This is a genomic window from Tardiphaga sp. 172_B4_N1_3 (assembly GCF_052076035.1).
Classification (GTDB): Bacteria; Pseudomonadota; Alphaproteobacteria; order Rhizobiales; family Xanthobacteraceae; genus Tardiphaga; species Tardiphaga robiniae.
This window is the reverse complement of sequence record NZ_CP197238.1, coordinates 1,702,264-1,721,711: the sequence shown is the minus strand read 5'-3', so window position 1 is coordinate 1,721,711 and position 19,448 is coordinate 1,702,264. Positions and strand designations below refer to the sequence as shown.

Below are 19,448 nucleotides of genomic sequence, written 5' to 3'. Positions count from 1 at the left end.
TTATCGCGCGCTGACGCTGTTCGGCTTCGTTCTGGTCGCGCTGCTGATGGCTTCGGGCCATGCGGAGGCGGCCAATGGCGCCTATGCGGTCGATGCGGCGGATATTTCGGACCTCGGCTCCTGCAAGGTCGAGAGCTGGTATTCGATGGCCACCAATAGCGACTTTGCGGCGGTGGCCAATCCGTCCTGCGTGGTGGAGATCACGCGTCCGGTTGAACTCAGCGTGCTAACCAATCACAGCCGCTCCGATGGCGAGTTCAGCACCACACTGGCGCCGAAAGCGAAGATCAATCTCGAGCCGACCGGCATCGGAAAATTCGGCGTATCGGCGCTGGCCAGCGGCACATTCGACGCCATGACCGGCCAGAACACCGCCGTCTTCGCCGAGATTCCGGCGACCTATCGCTTCAACGAAACCATGCGCATCAATCTCAATGCCGGCTGGCTGTGGGATCGCACCGTCGATCGCCACTACTTCACCTATGGCGTCGGCTTCGACTGGAAATTCACCGACGTGCTGCAATACACAGTGGAACTGTACGGGCAGGCGGGCCGCGCCGAATTCGCCAGCGTGATCCAGCCGCGCGTCCAGACCGGCGTGCGCTATCGGCCCAACGACATTTTCTCGGTCGACGTGATCTATGGCCGCAACATCACCGGGGAGAATTCCAACTGGATCACTTTGGGCACCACGATCCGGTTTCCGCCGCCCGGAAGCGTGAGCAAACCCGACGCGCATTTGTGATTCACCTGGGGCCGGCAATCGCTGTAAAACCGCGATATCGGCAAATTGCGTGATTTTCCGACAAGCATCTGAAATATCTCGATGTTAACGTCCGGCCGTGTTCAAGCCGGCTTGCGGAAATCCAGTGTCAATCTTGCGACGATCTTGCGACTTCCTATCCGTCCTCACCATCGCCGCAGCGCTGGTCACGCCCGCATTGGCAGGCACCAGCCTGCTGACCGACAAGCCTGATCTCAGCAGCTTTTCCCAGGACGACCTGAACCGCGTCACCGAAATGCTCGACCGCGAAGTCGGCCAGGGCCATCTCGCCGGCGCGATCATGCTGATCCAGCACCGCGGCAAACCGGTCTATTACGAGGCCTTCGGCGTTCGCGATCCCGCGACCATGGCGCCGATGACGACGGATACGATCTTCCGGCTCTATTCGATGTCGAAGCCTGTGACATCGGTCGCGGCGATGATTTTGGTGGAGCAGGGTAAGCTCAGGCTCGACGATCCCATCGCCAAATTCATTCCGTCTTTCGCCCATCCGCAGGTCGCGACCGAACGCACGAATGCCGGCGGGAAATCCTATCTGGACTTTGCGCCGGCCGAGAAACCGATCACCGTGCTCGACCTGATGCGGCAGTCGTCCGGCATCAGTTCGGCTTTCACCAATCTCGGTCTGATTACGCAGCTTTATCTCGATGCCGGCCTGTTCGACGGCGATTTCGACAATGCCGATTTCGCAGCAAGACTTGCGAAACTGCCGCTGGCCTATCAGCCAGCCACAGTCTGGGACTACGGCCATTCGACCGATCTTCTCGGCCGCGTCATCGAGATCGCCTCGGGCCAGTCGCTGTACGATTTCCAGAGGCGATATCTGTTCGATCCGCTGGGCATGACCGACACCGGCTACTACGTGCTCGATCCCGCCAAGGCGCCGCGCATTGCGCAGCCAATGCCAACTGACCGCATCATCGGCAACGAGACCATCAGCGATCCCACGGTGAAGCGAAGATGGGAGTCAGGAGGAGGCGGCCTCGTCTCCACCACGGGCGAATACGCGCGCTTCCTGCAGATGCTGATCAATGGCGGCACGCTTGACGGCGTCCAAATCCTGAAGCCCGAGTCGGTCCAACTGATGCGCCAGAACCAGGTCGCGCCGGCCAGCGATGTGAAGCCCTGGGCCTATTACTATCCCGGCGCTGGTTTCGGTTACGGCCTCGGCTTCGGCGTCCGCACCGGACCCGGCGAAGACGGCGTACCGGGTTTCGTCGGCGAGATGGCCTGGGGCGGCGCCGCCGGGACTTACTTCTGGACCTATCCGGATCAGGACATGGTGATGATCCTGATGGTGCAGACGCCGACCCAGCGCGGCCGCATCCAGCCGATCCTGAAGACGCTGGTCTACGACGCGATCAGGAAATAGCGGGAGCGTGGCCTGGGTGCGGCTTTAAGAGAACTGAAACTGGGACCACACGCTAATATCTCGGATTCGCATAAGGTATATTATGGAATATATTATCTCACAGCGATCCCAGAGACTTAGCTCAAATTGTTGCGATATCCGGTTGATCGGGCTGTCATTCGAGCCGGTTTGTACTCCCGCATCATTGCATCTTCAGTTGCCGAAGTATCTGACGTGATCGAGGTCCGGGATCAATCCTGACTGGGTCGGTCGCCACCCCAACTGCTGTTGTGTCCAGTCGCTGGATGCCGGCGCATCCATCGAGGCGAAGCCTGCGAACCAGCCGAAGTGATCGGCGGCTTCAGCCGGCGACTTGGATACGACTGGCAGGTTCAGGTGCCGACCGATGACCTCGGCAATCTCACGGAATGCGACGCCTTGTTCGGCGCTGGCGTGATAGCGAATGTCGGCGGAACCGTGCTCGAGGATGAGCCTGTAGAGCCGGGCGACGTCCAGCCGATGTGCGGCGGGCCAGCGGTTGAGACCGTCGCCGAAGTAGGCCGAGGCGCCCTTCTCCCGCGCGATATTGATCAGCATCGGCACGAAGCCATGGTCGCCATCGCCATGGACCGATGGCGGCAGCCGGACCGACGAACTACGCACGCCGCGTGCCGCCAGACGTTCGGCGACCTGCTCCGATACGCGCGGGCTTGGCGACGCGCTTGACGGGCCCATGTCTTCGGTCGCCAGACGTCCGGGCGCGATGAAGGCCATACCGGAGGTCACGATCAAGGGCCGCTCGGAGCCTACCAGCACGTCGCCAAGCGTCTCGATGGCACGCGCGTCGATCGCGCAGTTTTCCTTGAATTTCGAGAAGTCGTGGATGAAGGCCGTATGGATCACGCCGTCTGAATTGGCAGCCCCGGACCGCAGGCTGTCCAGATCTTCCAGATCGCCGCGATGGATCTGCGCACCAGCGTCGGCCAGCGCCTTGGCAGATGCTTCCGAGCGCGCGAGACCGAGCACCTGATGACCGGCGCCGATCAATTCCTGAACCACCGCAGATCCGACAAAGCCCGAAGCACCGGTAACGAAGACACGCATGTGATATTCCTCTCGTGAATGCGTGGATGTATCGGTCCTGCGGTACAGTGCGTGAAGCCGTGACGTTATACGGGTATGGCGACTAACAGGCTGAGCATGACGGTCACCGAAACAACTTCCGGCGCTGGCTCCAATCCGCTGGGCGCTTATCTCAGGGATCGCCGCGCCAGGCTGGATCCCGTGGCATTCGGCTTCTCGTCGGAGCGCCGCCGCACGCCGGGCCTGCGGCGCGAGGAAGTCGCGCAGCGCGCCAATGTCAGCGCCACCTGGTACACTTGGTTGGAACAAGGCCGCGGCGGCGCGCCATCGGCCGATGTGCTGAACCGCATCTCACGCGCGCTGGAACTGTCGGCAGTCGAGCGCGAGCATCTGTTTTTGCTGGCGCAGCACCGGCTGCCGGAGGTTCGCTTCGAACCTTCGGATATCGTATCGCCAACACTGCAACGGGTGCTGGATGCGATGGAGTTCAGCGCTGCCGTCGTGAGAAATGCGACCTGGGATATAGTCGCCTGGAATCGTGCGGCACTGGCCGTGCTTGGCGACTATCCGAACATCGCGCCCGAAGACCGCAACGTCCTGCGAATCCTGTTCTGCCGGCCAAATGTCCGCGCCAAGATGCCGGACTGGGAGAATGATGCACGTTTCGCCGTGGCGGCATTTCGTGCGGATATCACACGCAGCGGCGCATCAGAACGCGCCCAGACATTGATCGATGAATTGTGCCGGATCAGCCCTGACTTCGCAGCCATGTGGCATGACAACGACGTCAGCAGCTACGGTGAAGGCAAGAAGCATGTGAACCATCCCGAGGTCGGGCCATTCACGATGAGCTATTCGACATTTTCGGTCGATGGTCAGCCGAATTTGGGCATGGTGGTCTATACGCCGGAGACGGCTGCAGATGCCGAGCGGATGAAGGCGCTGATAGCGGCGAAGGGCCCATAACTCGTCGTTCCGGGGCGCATGCGGCGACAGCCGCGGGCGAACCCGGAACCTCGAAGTGTGACTCACAATGAGATTCCGGGTTCGCGTGCGCGAAAGGGCGCCCACACCCCGGAATGACGAGTTTCTTGCTACGGATATTTCGGCAGCAGTCCATGCGCGGCGAAGCCGCCATCGACATTGAGAATGTGGCCGGTGACGAAGCTCGACTTGCTGTCATCCAGCAGGAACATCGCGGCACCAGCGACCTCCTCCGGTTCGGCATAACGCCGCTGCGGCACCACCTGCATCCAGCCTTCCCGCGTCGCCACCGTATGCATCTCCTGCACCATGGGCGTCTCGAACGGGCCCGGCGCAATGGCGTTGACGCGGATCTTCAATGGCGCCAGTTCGCAGGCCATCACCTGGGTCAGCGTGACGACGCCGCCTTTGGATGCGCCATAGGCCGAGCGCTCGATATTGCCGCGCAGCCCCGACACCGACGCCACATTCACGATGGCGCCGCCGCCATGCGCCTTCATCAGCCGCGCAGCTTCCTTGGCAACGGCAAAGGTGCCGACCAGATTGATGTCGAGGATCTCGCGAAACAGTTTCACCGAGGTCTCGAAGAACGGCACCTGACGGCCGATACCCGCAGAATTCACCAGACCGCGCACCGGGCCGAAACCGGCTTCGCAGTCCTTCAGGCCGGCAATCACGGCGTCTTCATTGGCCACATCCATGACAACGGTTTTGGTCACACCGGCTTTGATGGCGTCGACCTGGGCCTTGGCGGCATCCAGAGCAGGCTGGGTGAGATCGGCAAGCAGCACTTTCCAGCCCTCACCCACGGCCGCCTTGGCGATTGCCAAACCGATTCCCGATGCGCCGCCGGTGATGATCGCTACGCCGTGATCCCTATTCATATGCTGTCCTTGCGTTTCCTCCACCGGTCCTGGCTGCCGGCGGCTTCAGTCGCGCGATGCTTCCCACAAATTCGCGCGGCGCAAAAGCCGTGCGCGGGCGCCCTCTATTGGGCCTTGGCCTTTGGTCGCACGGCGAAAAGGCTTGACCGGGCAGCCCGGGCATGATGACCAGACGGCAAGGGCCCTTGGGCTCACAAAGGCAAACAAAGAAGTGGTTGGGAGAAACAAAATGACGATTTCACGCCGGACATTGTTGAAGGCATCGGCCGCCGCGACCGCATTTGGCGGCGTCAGCATGCCGTTCATCGCGCGCGCGCAGCAGGCGGAATACGTCTACAAATACGCGAATAACCTGCCCGATACGCATCCGATGAACATCCGCGCCCGCGAGATGTCGGCGGCGATCAAGACCGAGACCAACGGCAAGGTCGACCTGCAGGTATTCCCCAACAACCAGCTCGGCTCCGACACCGACATGTTGAGCCAGATCCGCTCCGGCGGCGTCGAGTTCTTCACGCTGTCCGGCCTGATCCTGGCCACTTTGGTGCCGGCCGCCTCGATCAACGGCATCGGCTTCGCTTTCCCGAATTACGACACGGTCTGGAAGGCCATGGACGGCGATCTCGGCGCCTATATCCGCAAGGAGATCACCAAGGCCAATCTCGTGGTCATGGACAAGATCTGGGACAACGGTTTTCGCGAAATCACCTCGTCCACGAAGCCGATCAAGAGCCCCGACGATCTGAAGGGTTTCAAGATCCGCGTGCCGGTGTCGCCGCTGTGGACCTCGATGTTCAAGGCGTTCGACAGTGCGCCCGCCTCGATCAATATCAGCGAAGTCTATTCGGCGATGCAGACCAAGGTCGTCGAAGGCCAGGAAAACCCGCTGGCGATCATCTCGACGGCGAAGTTCTACGAAGTGCAGAAGTTCTGCTCGCTGACCAACCACATGTGGGACGGCTACTGGTTCCTGGCCAACCGCCGCGCCTGGGAGAAGCTGCCGGCCGATCTGCGCGACATCGTCGCCAAGAACATCAATGCCGCCGGCATGAAGGAGCGCGAGGACGTCGCCAAACTCAACGCCAATCTGCGCGGCGAACTGGAATCAAAGGGCCTCGCCTTCAATGAGCTCGAGCCCGGCCCGTTCCGCGACAAGTTGAAGTCGGCCGGCTTCTACAAGGAATGGCAGGGCAAATATGGCGACGAAGCCTGGGCCATCCTTGAGAAGGCCGTCGGCAAGCTCGGCTGATCGGAACCATTATGGCCGTGCATGACATCTCCGCCCTTGAAAGCGGGGCGTCCAGCGTGGAGAGGGCGCCCCTCTCCCGCCGCGACGCCATCCTGACCTCCATCGACCGCGCGCTCGGCCATCTGGTCGAGATTCCCGCGGCGCTGCTGGTGGTGGCGGAGGTGATCATCCTGTTCATTGGCGTGGTCGCCCGTTACGGTTTCCACCGTCCGCTGATCTGGTCGGACGAACTGTCCTCGATCCTGTTCCTGTGGCTCGCCATGCTCGGTTCCGCCGTTGCGTTCCGGCGCGGCGAGCATATGCGGATGACCGCGCTTGTGGCGTCGGTCGGTCCCCGAATGTGGGCGTTTCTCGACGTCGTCGGGACCTGCGCCGCACTCGCCTTCCTCTTGATGATCGTCGCGCCGTCCTTCGAATACGCCTATGAGGAAAGCTACATCACCACGCCGGCGCTGCAGATCGCCAACAGCTTTCGCGCGGCGGCGCTGCCAGTCGGCATCTCGCTGATGATCGTCTTCGCGCTGCTGCGGCTGGTGCGCTACGGCCAGGTTCGCACCGTGCTGACGGCGCTCGGCACCGTCGTGGCGATCATCGGCCTGTTCTGGCTTGCCGAGCCCCTGCTGCGGACCCTCGGCAATCTCAACCTGATCATCTTCTTCGTCGGCGTCGTGGCGCTGTGCGTGTTCGCCGGCGTGCCCATTGCCTTCGGTTTTGGCCTCGCGATCTTCGGCTATATGGCACTGACCACGCGCACGCCGATGATGGTGCTGGTCGGCCGCATGGACGAGGGCATGAGCCATCTCATCCTGCTGTCGGTGCCGCTGTTCGTGTTCCTGGGCTTGCTGATCGAGATGACCGGCATGGCCCGCGCCATGGTGGCGTTCCTCGCCAGCCTGCTCGGCCATGTCCGCGGCGGCCTGCATTATGTCCTGATCGGCGCCATGTATCTCGTTTCCGGCATTTCCGGCTCCAAGGCCGCCGACATGGCGGCGGTAGCGCCGGTGCTGTTCCCTGAAATGAAGGCGCGCGGCGCCAAGCCGGGCGATCTCGTCGCCCTGCTCTCGGCGACCGGCGCGCAGACCGAAACCATTCCGCCAAGCCTCGTGCTGATCACCATCGGCTCGGTCACCGGCGTCTCGATCTCGGCGCTGTTCACCGGCGGCTTACTGCCGGGCGTCGTGCTGGCGATCACACTCGGCGCATTGGTGTGGTGGCGCTATCGCGGCGAGGACCTCAGCCACGTCAAACGCGCGTCCGGGCGCGACATCTTCAAGGCCTTCATTATCTCGGTGCCGGCCATCGCACTGCCCTTCGTGATCCGCACTGCCGTGGTCGAGGGTGTGGCGACCGCAACGGAAGTCTCCACCATCGGCATCGTCTATGCCGTGCTGGCGGGCCTTCTGATCTATCGCCAGTTCGACTGGAACCGGCTGAAGCCGATGCTGGTCGATACGGCCTGCCTCTCCGGTGCGATCCTGCTGATCATCGGAACCGCGACCGGCATGGCCTGGGGCCTGACCCAGTCCGGCTTCTCGCGCTCGCTGGCTGCCGCCATGACGGGCCTGCCCGGCGGCGGCGCCACCTTCATCGCGGTCTCCATCGTGGCCTTCGTGATCCTCGGCAGCGTGCTGGAGGGCATCCCCGCCATCGTGCTGTTCGGGCCGCTGCTATTCCCGATCGCGCGGCTGGTCGGCGTCCACGAGGTCCACTATGCGATGGTCGTGATCCTCGCCATGGGCATCGGATTGTTCGCGCCGCCCTTCGGCGTGGGCTACTATGCCGCCTGCGCTATCGGCCGTGTCGATCCCGCGGAAGGCATCCGGCCGATCCTTGGCTATCTTCTGGCGCTGCTGATTGGCCTGATCATCGTCGCGATCTTCCCGTGGATATCGATCGGATTCCTTTAAGATGCTTTATTTCAGTAGGTTATGATCATTACCTCGTGTAATTTTAGAAGATCATTTCTACGATAATCTGATAGATGAGATATCCGATATAACTCACTGAACTAAATATAGGAGTCTCAAAAATGATCCCAGATCAGGGCGCCTATAGCATCGGCCTCGACCAGACTCCGGCCAACTTCGTGCCGCTGTCGCCGCTGAGCTTTCTCAAACGCAGCGCGGCGGTTTATCCAGACCTCACCAGCACCGTCTATGAGGGACGTCGTTTCACCTGGGCGCAGACCTATGAACGGTGCCGGCGCTTCGCCTCGTTCCTGACGGGGCGCGGCATCGGACGGGGCGACACCGTCGCGGCGATGCTACCGAACCTGCCGGCAATGAACGAAGCACACTTCGCGGTGCCGATGGCCGGTGCCGTCCTCAACGCCCTGAATATCCGGCTCGACGCCGCGGCCATCGCGTTCCAGCTCGACCACGGCGGCGCCAGGCTGCTGCTGGTCGATCCGGAATTCTCCGGCGTGATCACCGAGGCCCTCGGCCTCATGACCGGGCCGAAGCCGACCGTGATCGATGTCGACGACGTCTCCTTCGCCGGCGGCCAGCGGATCGGCGAACTCGAATATGAAGCCGCCCTCGCCGAAGGCAGTCCCGATTTCTCCAGCGCCTTCCCGCTCGACGAATGGGACGCCATCGCGCTCGGCTACACCTCGGGGACCACGGGTAATCCGAAAGGCGTCGTGACCCATCACCGCGGCGCCTACCTCAACGCAGTCTCCAACATTCTCGCGGCCGGTCTCGGCCAGCATCCGGTCTATCTGTGGACCCTGCCGATGTTCCACTGCAACGGCTGGTGCTTCCCCTGGACCGTGGCGGCGAGCGCCGGCGTCAATGTCTGCCTGCGCAAGGTCGATCCCACCAAGATCTTCGCGCTGATGCGCGAGCACGGCGTCACTCATATGTCCGGCGCGCCGATCGTCTACAACACGCTGATCAATGCGCCCGATGCACCGGTCTATTCGGGCGGGCCTCTCGTGCAGGGCTCGATCGCAGGTGCACCGCCGCCGATGGCGGTCCTGTCGGGTGCCGAGAAAATCGGCATCAAGCTCACCCATGTCTACGGCCTGACCGAAGTCTATGGCCCCGCCTCGGTCTGCGCAGAACAGCCCGGTTGGGATGCCCTGCCCGCCGACGAGCGCGCCAACCTGAAGCGCCGCCAGGGCGTGCCCTATCACCTGCAGGAAGCCGTGACGGTGATCGATCCCGAAACGATGCTGGAAGTGCCGCGCGACGGCGAGACCATTGGCGAGGTCATGTTCCGGGGCAATATCGTGATGAAGGGCTATCTGAAGAACGAGAAGGCCACCAAGGAGGCCTTCGAAGGCGGCTGGTTCCACACCGGCGATCTCGGCGTGCTCGACGCTGCCGGCTACGTGACCATCAAGGACCGCTCCAAGGACATCATCATCTCCGGCGGCGAGAACATCTCCTCGGTGGAGGTCGAGGACGTGCTCTACAAACACCCGGCCGTCCTGTTCGCCGCCGTGGTTGCCAAGCCCGATGCCAAATGGGGCGAAGTGCCATGCGCCTTCGTCGAGCTGAAGGCAAATGCCGAGGCGACCGAAACCGACATCATCGCGTTCTGCCGCGGGCAGATGCCCGGCTTCAAGACGCCGAAGGCAGTGGTGTTCGGCGTGATCCCGAAAACGTCGACAGGCAAGATCCAGAAGTTCCTGCTGCGGGATCAGGTGAAGTCGACGGGGTCGTTCAGTAGCTGATTGCAGCAAACTCGTCATTCCGGGGCGGGGTCTCGGCGAAGCCGAGAGCACGAGCCCGGAATCCCGTTATGTTCAAAACACTTCTGGATTCCGGGTTCGCCCGCGCAAGATGCGCGAGCGCCCCGGAATGACGAGATTGGTGTAAGGGTCTCGTCGTCCCCTTGCCGACGCAGAGGTCCCACATATGACGCAGAACTTCGCCGCAATCATTCTCGGCGGGACCGGCCAAGTCGGCAGTGCAGCCGTCGCGGAGCTGCTGGCAATTCCCCAATGCCGGGAAGTGGTGATGATCACCAGGAAGCCCATTGCCGCGCGATCACGCGTGCGCAACGTCGTGCTCGATACCGGCGCTCCAGACTTTGCCAAGCACACGGCCGTGCTTGCTCGCGACGTCCTGAGCCAAGGGCCCGTCAGCGCTGTGAGCTGTGTGGGTGTCGGTTCCGGCTCGATGCGGTGGAGCGAAGAGGAACTGAAGCGCCTTGAACTCGGCGTTGTCGGCGCCTTCGCGCGTGGCTGCCGTGACGCCGGCATCGCCCAGTTCTGCCTGCTGTCTGCAGTAGGAAGCACAGCCCAAAGCCGGTTTCGCTATGTCCGCGTCATGGGTATGAAGGAAGACAATGTGCGCAACGTCGGTTTTACTCGCCTCGCGATCTTCCAGCCCGGCATTATTGTCGGCAACGCGCATACCCCGGCCTGGGTCGGTTGGCTGGGACGTCTCGTGCCTGGTCGGTTTGGCAATGTCGATCAGCGCGAGATCGGTCGCTCAATTGCTGTTGAGATAGCTTTGCATAGTCGAGAGGCCGGCGAAGTGACCTTTGAAAATGCAGCAATGAGAAAACTCGCTGCTCAAGTTACTCCACCGTCAGTCTGATCCCGTCATAGGCGGGGACCACACCCTCCGGCAGAATCGCCTTTACCGCCTCGTAATCCACATCCGCCGTCATATTGGTGATTACCGTCCGCTTCGGCTTGAAGCGGTCGCGCCAGCGCAGCGCATCACTGATGCTGAAATGGCTGGGATGCTGCGTATAGCGCAGCCCATCGACGATCCAGAGATCGAGCCCTGCGAGCGCCGGCCAGCTCTCTTCCGGGATGTCGTTGAGATCAGGCGTATAGGCGGTGTTGCCGATCCGGTAGCCCAGCGCCGGGATGTTGCCATGTTGGACCAGGAACGGCGTCAGCGTCAGATCACCGCCCTTCCCCGTGATGGTTCGGCTCTCGCCGGCCTCGATGCTGAGGCGATCGAGGATCGGCGGATAGTCGCTGCCGGCGGGCGACTGAAAGCAATAGCCGAAGCGCAGCATGATATCCGTCGCCGTCGAGGCGTTCATATGGACCGGGATACGCTTGCGGCGTTTCAGCACCACTGAGCGGAGGTCGTCCATGCCGTGGGTCTGGTCCGCATGCTCATGCGTCAGGAAGACCGCATCGATGTCATCGACATTAGCGTCGATCAATTGCTCGCGCAGGTCCGGCGAGGTGTCGATCACCACACGCGTGACGCCCTCGGGCCCGATCCGCTCCGCCATCATCGAACACCGACGGCGACGATTCCTGGGATTGGCGGGATCGCAGGCGCCCCAGCCAAGCGCCGGGCGCGGCACACCCGCCGAGGATCCGCAGCCGAGAATGGTGAGCACCAGCGTCATGCCGGCACGCCAGTGCCAGGCCCGCTCCCGGCGGACGCCTTGCTGAACAGGCGAAAGAAGTTCTCTGTGGTCTGCCGCGACAGTTCTTCGAGCGACACGCCTCGCGTTTCCGCGAGCACCTTCGCCGTCTCGACCACATAGGATGGCTCGTTGCGCTTGCCGCGCCATTTGCCGGGCGCCAGATACGGCGCGTCGGTTTCGACCATGATGCGGTCGGCGGGAAGCTCGGCCGCGAGATCGCGCAGCTCCTGTGACTTCTTGAAGGTGATGATGCCCGTGAAGGAGATCGATAGGCCCATGTCGATGGCCTTCATCGCCAGCTCCCGTCCGCCGGTGTAGCAATGCAGCACGGCCTTGAACGCGCCCTTCGCCATCTCGTCTGCGAGAATGGTACCGCACTGCTCGTCCGCTTCGCGCGTGTGGATCACCAGAGGCAATCCGGTCGCGCGGGCTGCAGCGATATGGGCGCGAAAACCGCGCTCCTGAGCGCCGGACGATTCATGCTCGTAGAAATTATCGAGCCCGGCTTCGCCGAGAGCAATGACCTTCGGATGTTTCGTCAGTTCGATCAGTTCTTCCGCGGTGATGCCGTCTTCCTCGTCCGCATTGTGCGGATGGGTGCCGACCGAGCAATAGACATTCGGAAAGCGCTCCGCGATCGCGAGCAGCGCCGGCAGGCGGCGCACCCGCGTCGAGATGGTCACGAGCTTGCCGACGCCTGCGGCTTCCGCACGCGCGACGATACCGTCGAGATCTTCGGCGAAATCGGGAAAATCGAGATGACAGTGACTATCGACAAGCATCACGTCAACTCAGCTCGCCGCCGGCGGCTCGACATAGCGCGGGAACACGCCGGTCGGCGTCGGCAGTTGCGTGCCAGCCTTGATGCGGGTCGCAATCGCCGTGAAGTCGCGCTCGCTTTCGGGGATGCCGAGCACGTCGAGCAGCTTGGCGCAGGACGCGGGCATCACCGGCTGCGCCAGGATGGCGACCTGCCGCACGACTTCGGCGGTCACGTAGAGCACGGTCGCCTGTTTCTTAGGATCAGTCTTGGCGAGCGCCCACGGCGCCTCGCCCGCGAAATAGCGGTTGGCTTCGGCAACCACGGCCCAGACCGCATTCAGCGCCTGATGGATCTGCTGCGTCGCCATGGCGGTGCGCGCGAGCTCCAGCATGCCGTCCGCCTGCGTCAGGATCGCCTTGTCGTTCTCGCTGTAATCACCGGGCTCCGGCAACACGCCGCCATATTGCTTGGCGATCATCGACAGCGAACGTTGCGCGAGATTGCCGAGATCGTTGGCGAGGTCCGCATTGGTCCGATTGACGATGGCTTCGTGATTGTAGCTGCCGTCCTGCCCGAACGAGACTTCGCGCATGAAGAAATATCGCATCTGATCGACGCCATATTGCTGGGCCATGCCGATCGGATCGACCACGTTGCCGACCGACTTCGACATCTTCTCACCACGGTTGAGCAGGAAGCCGTGACTGAAGACGCGATGCGGGACGTCGACGCCAGCAGCCATCAGGAATGCAGGCCAGTACACCGCGTGAAAGCGAACGATATCCTTGCCGATCACATGCAGATTGGCAGGCCAATAGCGTTTGAAGTCGTCGCCATCGACATCCGGATAGCCGGCTGCCGTGATGTAGTTGGTCAGCGCATCGATCCAGACATACATCACATGGCCGGGCGCACCCGGCACCTTGATGCCCCAATCAAACGTAGTCCGCGAAATCGACAGATCCTGCAGGCCGCCCTTGACGAAACTCGTCACTTCGTTGAGGCGCTCGCGCGGCAACACGAAGTCCGGAACACGCGCATACAGATCGAGCAGCTTGTCCTGGTAGGCGGACAGACGGAAGAAATAGGTTTCCTCTTCGGTCCACTCGACCGGCGAGCCCAGCGGCTCGCGCCGCACGCCATCGTCGCCGAGCGTCGTTTCCGCTTCGTCGAAATAGGCTTCCTGGCGCACCGAGTACCAGCCGGCATATTTGTCGAGATAGATGGCGCCGGCCTTCTCGAGCGCGACCCACAGCGCCTGAACGGAGCGCTCATGGCGCTTCTCGGTGGTGCGAATGTAGTCGTCATAGGAAATGTTGAGCGCGACATCCATCTCGCGAAAACGCGCCGAATTCCGGTCAGCCAGTTCGAGCGGTGTCAGGCCTTCCTTGACGGCGGTCTGCTGCATCTTGAGACCATGCTCATCTGTCCCGGTCAGGAAACGAACGTCGTAGCCGTCGAGCCTCTGGAAGCGGGCAATCGTGTCGGTCGCCATGACCGTATAGGCATGACCGATATGCGGCACGCCATTGGGATAGAAGATCGGCGTTGTCAGAAAATACGCCGGTCGGGTTGCATCGGTTGCAGATGTCATGGCTGACTTTACGGACCTTGAATAAGACGATCTTGGTGAAGCGCGGATCGGCTGAAACCAGTCTCGCAGCGATCAGCGCGTTGCTTCCGCGAGCAGTCCAAACACCGAGAAAACCAGCGGTTTTCGCTCGAGATTGTAGGATTCGGTCTCGCGCGCGGCTCGGTTGATCTTTTCCCATACCTCCGCCAGCCGCGCAAGGCGGGGCAGATTGGCGTTGGCATTGGCGTCGTCGGCCCGCATGCGCTCGCCGATCCAGCGGTCGACACTGTCGACAAAGGCGCCGAGCGCGACACGGTCGCTGGTCCCCAGCGCATCCCCCAGCGCATGCAACTCGCGCGGATCGACATGGGGCAGCGTGTTCAGGAGCGAGGCGGTGCGCTGGTGCAGTTTCAGCGCGCCGCCGCCCAGCAGATTCAGAGCGCGCGACACACTGCCTTCGGAGGCTTCAGCGACCTCTTTGAGCAAGGGATCGCTGGTTTCGATCTCGGCGGCCTGCGACGTGGCGCGGGTCACGTCGGCAACGGAAAGCGGACGCAGCGCCAGCTTGCGACAGCGCGACTGGATGGTCGGCAACACGCGTGCCTGCGCATGTGTCACCAGCAGGAATAGCGAACGCAACGGCGGCTCTTCAAGCACCTTCAGCAGCGCGTTGGCGGCGTTGGCGTTCAGCTCATCGACGGTGTCGACGATGCAGACGCGCCAGCCGTCGACAGCGGCGGTCGAGCCGAAGAAGGACACGGTCTGCCGGGTCTCATCGACGGTGATGACCGTGCGCATCACGCCCTTGTCGTTGAGCGAACGTTCCAGCGTCAGCAGCCCGCCATGGGATTCGGCGGCGACTTGGCGCACGATCGGATGCATCGGATCGAGACCGAGTGATGTTGCGGATTGCACTTGCGGTGATGCGGGATCGCGATGCGCCAGTACGAAACGCGCCATGCGATAGGCCAAAGTCGCCTTGCCGATGCCCTGCGGGCCGCCGATCAGCCAGGCATGCGGAATGCGGCCGCCGCGATAGGCGTTGAGCAGCGTGGCCTCGGCATCCTGATGACCGAACAGCGCGGTCGTCTCGCGCGGATGCGGAACCGAGATCGTTTGCTCGGACGACTTTGCGCTCATGCCGAAGTGACCTCGTGGTTCGACGGCGTTAGAAGGCGTCGGCGCAACACGCCCCAGATATTGTTCGATACGATCTTTGAATCTGCATTGGCGTCGATCAGTACGCAGCGTTGCGGTTCATCGGCTGCGATCTGCCGGAACGCGTCACGCAGCCCCTGATGAAAGGCGATGCCCTCGGCCTCAAACCTGTCGGGCACATCATTGCCGCGTCGCGCTGCTGCGCGCCGCATGCCGATCGAGACCGGGATATCGAGAATGACGGTAAGATCCGGTTTGAGCCGTCCGATGGTGACGCGCTCCATCGCATTGAGCAGTTCCGGCGAGACATGCCCGAGCCGGCCCTGATACGCCCGCGTCGAATCCGAGAAGCGATCACACAGCACCCAGATGCCCTGCTCCAGCGCCGGCGCAATCACCGCATGGACATGGTCGTCGCGCGCCGCGGCAAACAGCAGCGTCTCGGCTTCGGGGCCGAGCAGTTTGCCCATGCCCGACAGCACCACATGGCGGATGATCTCGGCACCGGGCGAACCGCCGGGTTCGCGGGTGACGATGACGCGCTTGCCTTCGGCCTCCAGCCGGTCGGCCAGAATCTTGATCTGGGTCGATTTGCCGGCGCCCTCGCCGCCCTCGAAACTGACGAAGCGACCGCGCGGCGGCGGTGTCGTGGGCGTGTCCGTCATGTCAGAGCTTCTCGGCGCCGGCGCGGAACAGTCCGATCACCAGCTCACCGGCGCCGTCGACGGCGCGCCGCATGGTCGATCCCGTGCCGACGGCGGCCGCCGTATAGAGCGGCGTCTCGATGGCGATATTGGCGCCGCGCCAGACCTTGATCACGCCGACCGGCTGACCGGGCTCGATGGGTGCACGCACGGGGCCTTTATAGACGACGCGAGCGATCAGCTTGTCGGTGCCGTTCTTCTGCACCATCACCTTCACTGGCTCCTTGGCCGAGAGCGCGACCGAGCGGCTCTCGCCCCCGAACACCTTGGCGAAGCCGACGGTCTGGTCGGCTGCGAACAGCGTGCGGGCCTCGAAATTCTTGAAGCCCCATTCCAGCAGCTTCTTCGCCTCGGTCGCACGATCGTCCGGATCGTCCAGACCGTTGATCACCACGATCAGCCGCATGCCGTCGCGGATGGCCGAGCCGACCATGCCGTAGCCGCCGTCCTTGGTGTAGCCGGTCTTGAAACCGTCAGCCCCGTCCAGCGTCGCCAGCAGCGGATTGCGGTTCTGCTGGCGGATCTTGTTCCAGGTGAATTCGCGCTCGCCGAACAGCTTGTAGAATTCCGGATAGGTGCGAACGATGTGGCGGGCGAGAACACCCAACTCGCGCACCGTCATCTTGTTGCCGGGGTCCGGCAAACCGTTGGAATTGGCGAAGGTGGATTTCGGCATGCCCAGCGCACGCGCGCGTGCCGTCATCTTCTCGGCAAAGGCCGCCTCGCCGCCTGCGATGCCCTCCGCCAGGATCATGCAGGAGTCGTTGCCGCTCTGGATGATGGCGCCGCGCAAGAGATCAGCGACCGGCACACGGCTGTTGATGGCAGCGAACATGGTCGATGCGCCGGCCGGCGCGCCGCCCTTGCGCCAGGAATTCTCGCTGACGCGATATTCATCTGTGAGCTTGATGTCGCCGCGGGTCAGCGCGTCGAACACCAGTTCGACGGTCATCAGCTTCATCATGCTGGAGGGCGCGCGGAGCTCATCCGCATTCTTCTCGAACAGCACGCTGCCGGAGCCGGCCTCGATCAGGATCGCGGTCGGCGCATCGGTGTCGTAACCGCCGTCCTCGACGACCTTCTTGGCGCCCTGCACGCTCTGGTTCGCAGCCTGCGCTGTTGGGCCGAGGACGACGCCAAACGTCACCAGGGCAGCCAGCAGCGTTCGCCAGCTCCGCGCGGCGAATTGCGGTCGTTTCAAGGGGATAGAGCCAGATGCCATGTGCCGTCCTGAGTGCTCAGGTCTTAACAGGATCGCCGATGGCAAACAACGCGGCAAGGTGCAACGCGGATCAGGGCGCTATGCTGCGCCCGTCTGGTGTCGGTCGTGAACGACGAACCGGCTTAGTAGAGACCGCGACCGGACAGGATCGCCTGGGCGCCGCGCGCATCGACCGTGCCGTCATCCGGCTCGGCAGGCGCAGCATAAGCGGCGTTGCTCTCATAGGACACCGCGCGGTGGTTCTCGGTCATGCGCGGCGCCGACGCCGTGCGCATGCGGCTCGATGCCGACATTTCCGACGTCGAACGGATTGAGGCCACATCGGCCGAAGTATTGCCGAGCGAATACGGGCGGCCCTCCGGCAGAGGAACATCGCGCGAGACAACACGACCGCCCTGCATGTCGGGCACGAAGGAGCGCGCCGAGGCGACACGCACCAGCGATGGCGACGGTGCCGGTTCACCGGTGCGCAGCGTGGCAACGAGCTGGCGATCGTCCGACCCTTCCAGCGGCGCGCGGCCGACATATTCGACGCGAACCTTGGCGGTGCCGTTACCCTTGAACTCGAGCAGTTCGGCGGCCTTGTTCGAGACGTCGATCAGGCGGTTGCCGTGATACGGGCCGCGATCGTTGACGCGAACGATCAGCGACTTGCCGTTATAGACGTTGGTGACGCGGGCATAGCTCGGGATCGGCAGCGTCGGATGGGCCGCGGTGAGCGAGGCCATGTCGAACACTTCGCCATTGGCTGTCAGACGGCCATGAAACGCGTCGCCATACCAGGAGGCGATGCCTTCAGCGCGGTAATTGATGTTTTCTTCCGGCACATAGAGCTTGCCGGCGACGGTGTAGGGCTTGCCGACACGGTAGGTGCCGCCGCCCTTGGGAACCGGCTCGCCCATCCCGACGACCCGAGGACTGCTCGAGACGCCATATTTCGGATCGAGGCGGCTGAAGCTGGTGGTGGAGGAGGAACAATTGGCCAGCGCCAGACAGGCGCTGATGGCCGCTGCTGCCTGAACAGCCTGGCCGAGTCGGTTTGACCCACGAATCCCCATACGCCCCAATACCATTCCAGCGGCCGCCTGCCCATCTCCGGCATCCCCACGGCCAAAATCCCGATGCAACCCACTTCCGCATCAAGTGGTGAATATATCGCAGCCGGATCGCGGCGGAAATGGGGAGAGCCCCGGTATGGTAAACAGAGGATGTGGGTTTTCAGCCCGCACGCCGGGTGTCGCTCGCACCGCACACGTCGCGCTAGAAGTTCCTCTTGCGATCGGTGAGATGGCACCGTGATTGTGTTCAACCACTTCAGAACACGCGCATTTTTTCCGGGATCGACGCTTACATATTTACCCCGGATTCAGACGAGCTTCGTAGCGTGCACCACTATGAAAAACCTCATCAAGCGATTTATCGCAGACGAAACCGGCGCCACGGCCATCGAATATGGACTGATTGCTGCCGGCATTGCCCTCGCCATCATTGCCGTCATCAACGGTATGGGCACCAAGCTCAATGGCAAGTTTACATCGATCAACTCGTCACTGAAGTGACGACCTGACGATCCATTATCACTCCCCGCGCCGCTACGGCGCGCGGAGTTCTCCCTCAAGTTACGTCTCGCACGATCAATCGTACCACTCGCGGCGGATATACGGGCCGTACAGCACGTCCTGACGCCAGCGATAGACCTGCACCAGCAGGCCGCCGACACCGGCAACGACACTCAGCAACAACAAGGTCTCGATCACCACAAAGCCCCCGGCATTCTCGTTGGGCCCAGCAATACATGATGATTTTTAAGATCCCCGCTGCGGTTTGTTTTGAATTTGCGGCCCGCCGCTAACGGAGATTAATTTCCGCAACTCGCTCCCCGTCCGTTTCAACTATTTGTTAGTTGAACGATCGCGCATGATTTGGATTTGATAGCGGAACGCGCTGACGCGATTCCTGGCGGGACTCTTGCGGCGGGATGTTGGGGATGGAGATGGACGTTTCAAGGACGGATTGCGGCGGAATAACCGGTGCGGGAGAGTACAGGTTTCGCGATGGCCACCTGATCGTGACGCTCTACCAAATCGCCATCTGGGCCGAACACCCAGAAGCGATCTTCACCGCCGTCACGTCGCGCTTCCAGAACAGCATGAAGCTCTATGTGCTCGGGTCGTGGCGCCTGCCGCATGCTGCAGCGTCGAGTGAGCAGCCACCTGCTCCCGCTAGTGCGGAAGGAATGTCGCTGCATTGATCACGGTGACGACCGCGAAAGCCATCACCCATAGCGGCCAGACGGACGCCTGCGCCCGCGGGCGGAACTGTCGGGGAACGCCGAAATTGCGTG

Annotated in this window: 19 protein-coding genes; 9 read left to right on the top strand and 10 right to left on the bottom strand. The window is 62.5% G+C overall.

Annotated features, from left to right (window positions below):
* Positions 1-46 precede the first annotated feature (46 nt).
* The gene (locus AB7783_RS07915) at positions 47-745 is read left to right on the top strand and encodes a hypothetical protein (RefSeq protein WP_441279663.1); all 699 of its coding nucleotides are present in this window, start codon (positions 47-49) and stop codon (positions 743-745) included.
* Between the two features lie 124 nt (positions 746-869).
* Complete coding sequence (locus AB7783_RS07910; protein ID WP_441277323.1) at positions 870-2,156, top strand: serine hydrolase domain-containing protein; 1,287 nt, start codon at positions 870-872, stop codon at positions 2,154-2,156.
* 192 nt (positions 2,157-2,348) lie between these two features.
* Here the strand turns inward: AB7783_RS07910 and AB7783_RS07905 are convergent, their stop codons facing one another.
* The gene (locus AB7783_RS07905) at positions 2,349-3,239 is read right to left on the bottom strand and encodes an SDR family oxidoreductase (protein WP_441277322.1); all 891 of its coding nucleotides are present in this window, start codon (positions 3,237-3,239) and stop codon (positions 2,349-2,351) included.
* Between the two features lie 96 nt (positions 3,240-3,335).
* On the opposite strand from AB7783_RS07905, the gene AB7783_RS07900 reads away from it, so the two are divergent.
* On the top strand, positions 3,336-4,184 hold the full coding sequence (locus AB7783_RS07900) for a helix-turn-helix transcriptional regulator (RefSeq protein ID WP_441277321.1): 849 nt from the start codon (positions 3,336-3,338) through the stop codon (positions 4,182-4,184).
* A gap of 128 nt (positions 4,185-4,312) precedes the next feature.
* Here the strand turns inward: AB7783_RS07900 and AB7783_RS07895 are convergent, their stop codons facing one another.
* A complete protein-coding gene (locus tag AB7783_RS07895; protein ID WP_231080687.1) occupies positions 4,313-5,086 on the bottom strand; it encodes an SDR family NAD(P)-dependent oxidoreductase in 774 nt (257 codons plus the stop codon).
* Between the two features lie 229 nt (positions 5,087-5,315).
* On the opposite strand from AB7783_RS07895, the gene AB7783_RS07890 reads away from it, so the two are divergent.
* The 4 genes from AB7783_RS07890 (at position 5,316) to AB7783_RS07875 (ending at position 10,885) form a co-directional block, all read left to right on the top strand.
* Positions 5,316-6,335, top strand: a complete 1,020-nt coding sequence (locus tag AB7783_RS07890; protein ID WP_175369049.1) for a TRAP transporter substrate-binding protein — start codon at positions 5,316-5,318, stop codon at positions 6,333-6,335.
* Between the two features lie 11 nt (positions 6,336-6,346).
* Positions 6,347-8,242, top strand: coding sequence for a TRAP transporter large permease (locus tag AB7783_RS07885; RefSeq protein ID WP_441277320.1), 1,896 nt, complete (start codon positions 6,347-6,349; stop codon positions 8,240-8,242).
* Between the two features lie 122 nt (positions 8,243-8,364).
* Positions 8,365-10,014, top strand: a complete 1,650-nt coding sequence (locus AB7783_RS07880) for an acyl-CoA synthetase (protein ID WP_441277319.1) — start codon at positions 8,365-8,367, stop codon at positions 10,012-10,014.
* A 184-nt stretch (positions 10,015-10,198) separates the two neighbouring features.
* Positions 10,199-10,885: a hypothetical protein gene (locus AB7783_RS07875; protein WP_441277318.1), complete on the top strand. Its 687-nt coding sequence runs from the start codon at positions 10,199-10,201 to the stop codon at positions 10,883-10,885.
* Here the strand turns inward: AB7783_RS07875 and AB7783_RS07870 are convergent.
* The 7 genes from AB7783_RS07870 to AB7783_RS07840 all read right to left on the bottom strand — a co-directional run bounded on the left by AB7783_RS07870 (position 10,866) and on the right by AB7783_RS07840 (position 18,162).
* Positions 10,866-11,663: an MBL fold metallo-hydrolase gene (locus AB7783_RS07870; protein ID WP_441277317.1), complete on the bottom strand. Its 798-nt coding sequence runs from the start codon at positions 11,661-11,663 to the stop codon at positions 10,866-10,868. The genes AB7783_RS07875 and AB7783_RS07870 overlap by 20 nt on opposite strands.
* Positions 11,660-12,466, bottom strand: coding sequence for a TatD family hydrolase (locus tag AB7783_RS07865; protein ID WP_441277316.1), 807 nt, complete (start codon positions 12,464-12,466; stop codon positions 11,660-11,662). Before AB7783_RS07865 ends, AB7783_RS07870 begins: the two co-directional genes overlap by 4 nt.
* Before the next feature lie 9 nt (positions 12,467-12,475).
* Entirely contained in the window at positions 12,476-14,041 is a 1,566-nt protein-coding gene (metG, locus tag AB7783_RS07860) for a methionine--tRNA ligase (RefSeq protein ID WP_441277315.1), read from the bottom strand.
* A gap of 72 nt (positions 14,042-14,113) precedes the next feature.
* On the bottom strand, positions 14,114-15,160 hold the full coding sequence (locus tag AB7783_RS07855) for a DNA polymerase III subunit delta' (RefSeq protein ID WP_115028791.1): 1,047 nt from the start codon (positions 15,158-15,160) through the stop codon (positions 14,114-14,116).
* On the bottom strand, positions 15,157-15,843 hold the full coding sequence (gene tmk / locus AB7783_RS07850; protein ID WP_092143015.1) for a dTMP kinase: 687 nt from the start codon (positions 15,841-15,843) through the stop codon (positions 15,157-15,159). The genes AB7783_RS07855 and tmk overlap by 4 nt, the downstream gene beginning before the upstream one ends.
* Position 15,844: 1 nt before the next feature.
* On the bottom strand, positions 15,845-17,104 hold the full coding sequence (locus AB7783_RS07845; protein ID WP_441277314.1) for a D-alanyl-D-alanine carboxypeptidase family protein: 1,260 nt from the start codon (positions 17,102-17,104) through the stop codon (positions 15,845-15,847).
* A gap of 122 nt (positions 17,105-17,226) precedes the next feature.
* A complete protein-coding gene (locus tag AB7783_RS07840) occupies positions 17,227-18,162 on the bottom strand; it encodes a septal ring lytic transglycosylase RlpA family protein (RefSeq protein ID WP_175369140.1) in 936 nt (311 codons plus the stop codon).
* Positions 18,163-18,498: 336 nt separating this feature from the next.
* On the opposite strand from AB7783_RS07840, the gene AB7783_RS07835 reads away from it, so the two are divergent.
* The gene (locus AB7783_RS07835) at positions 18,499-18,663 is read left to right on the top strand and encodes a Flp family type IVb pilin (RefSeq protein WP_089264337.1); all 165 of its coding nucleotides are present in this window, start codon (positions 18,499-18,501) and stop codon (positions 18,661-18,663) included.
* Positions 18,664-18,738: 75 nt separating this feature from the next.
* On the opposite strand, the gene AB7783_RS07830 is transcribed toward AB7783_RS07835, so the two are convergent.
* The gene (locus AB7783_RS07830; RefSeq protein WP_276509758.1) at positions 18,739-18,861 is read right to left on the bottom strand and encodes a hypothetical protein; all 123 of its coding nucleotides are present in this window, start codon (positions 18,859-18,861) and stop codon (positions 18,739-18,741) included.
* 230 nt (positions 18,862-19,091) lie between these two features.
* On the opposite strand from AB7783_RS07830, the gene AB7783_RS07825 reads away from it, so the two are divergent.
* Entirely contained in the window at positions 19,092-19,355 is a 264-nt protein-coding gene (locus AB7783_RS07825; RefSeq protein WP_441277313.1) for a hypothetical protein, read from the top strand.
* Positions 19,356-19,448 lie beyond the last annotated feature (93 nt).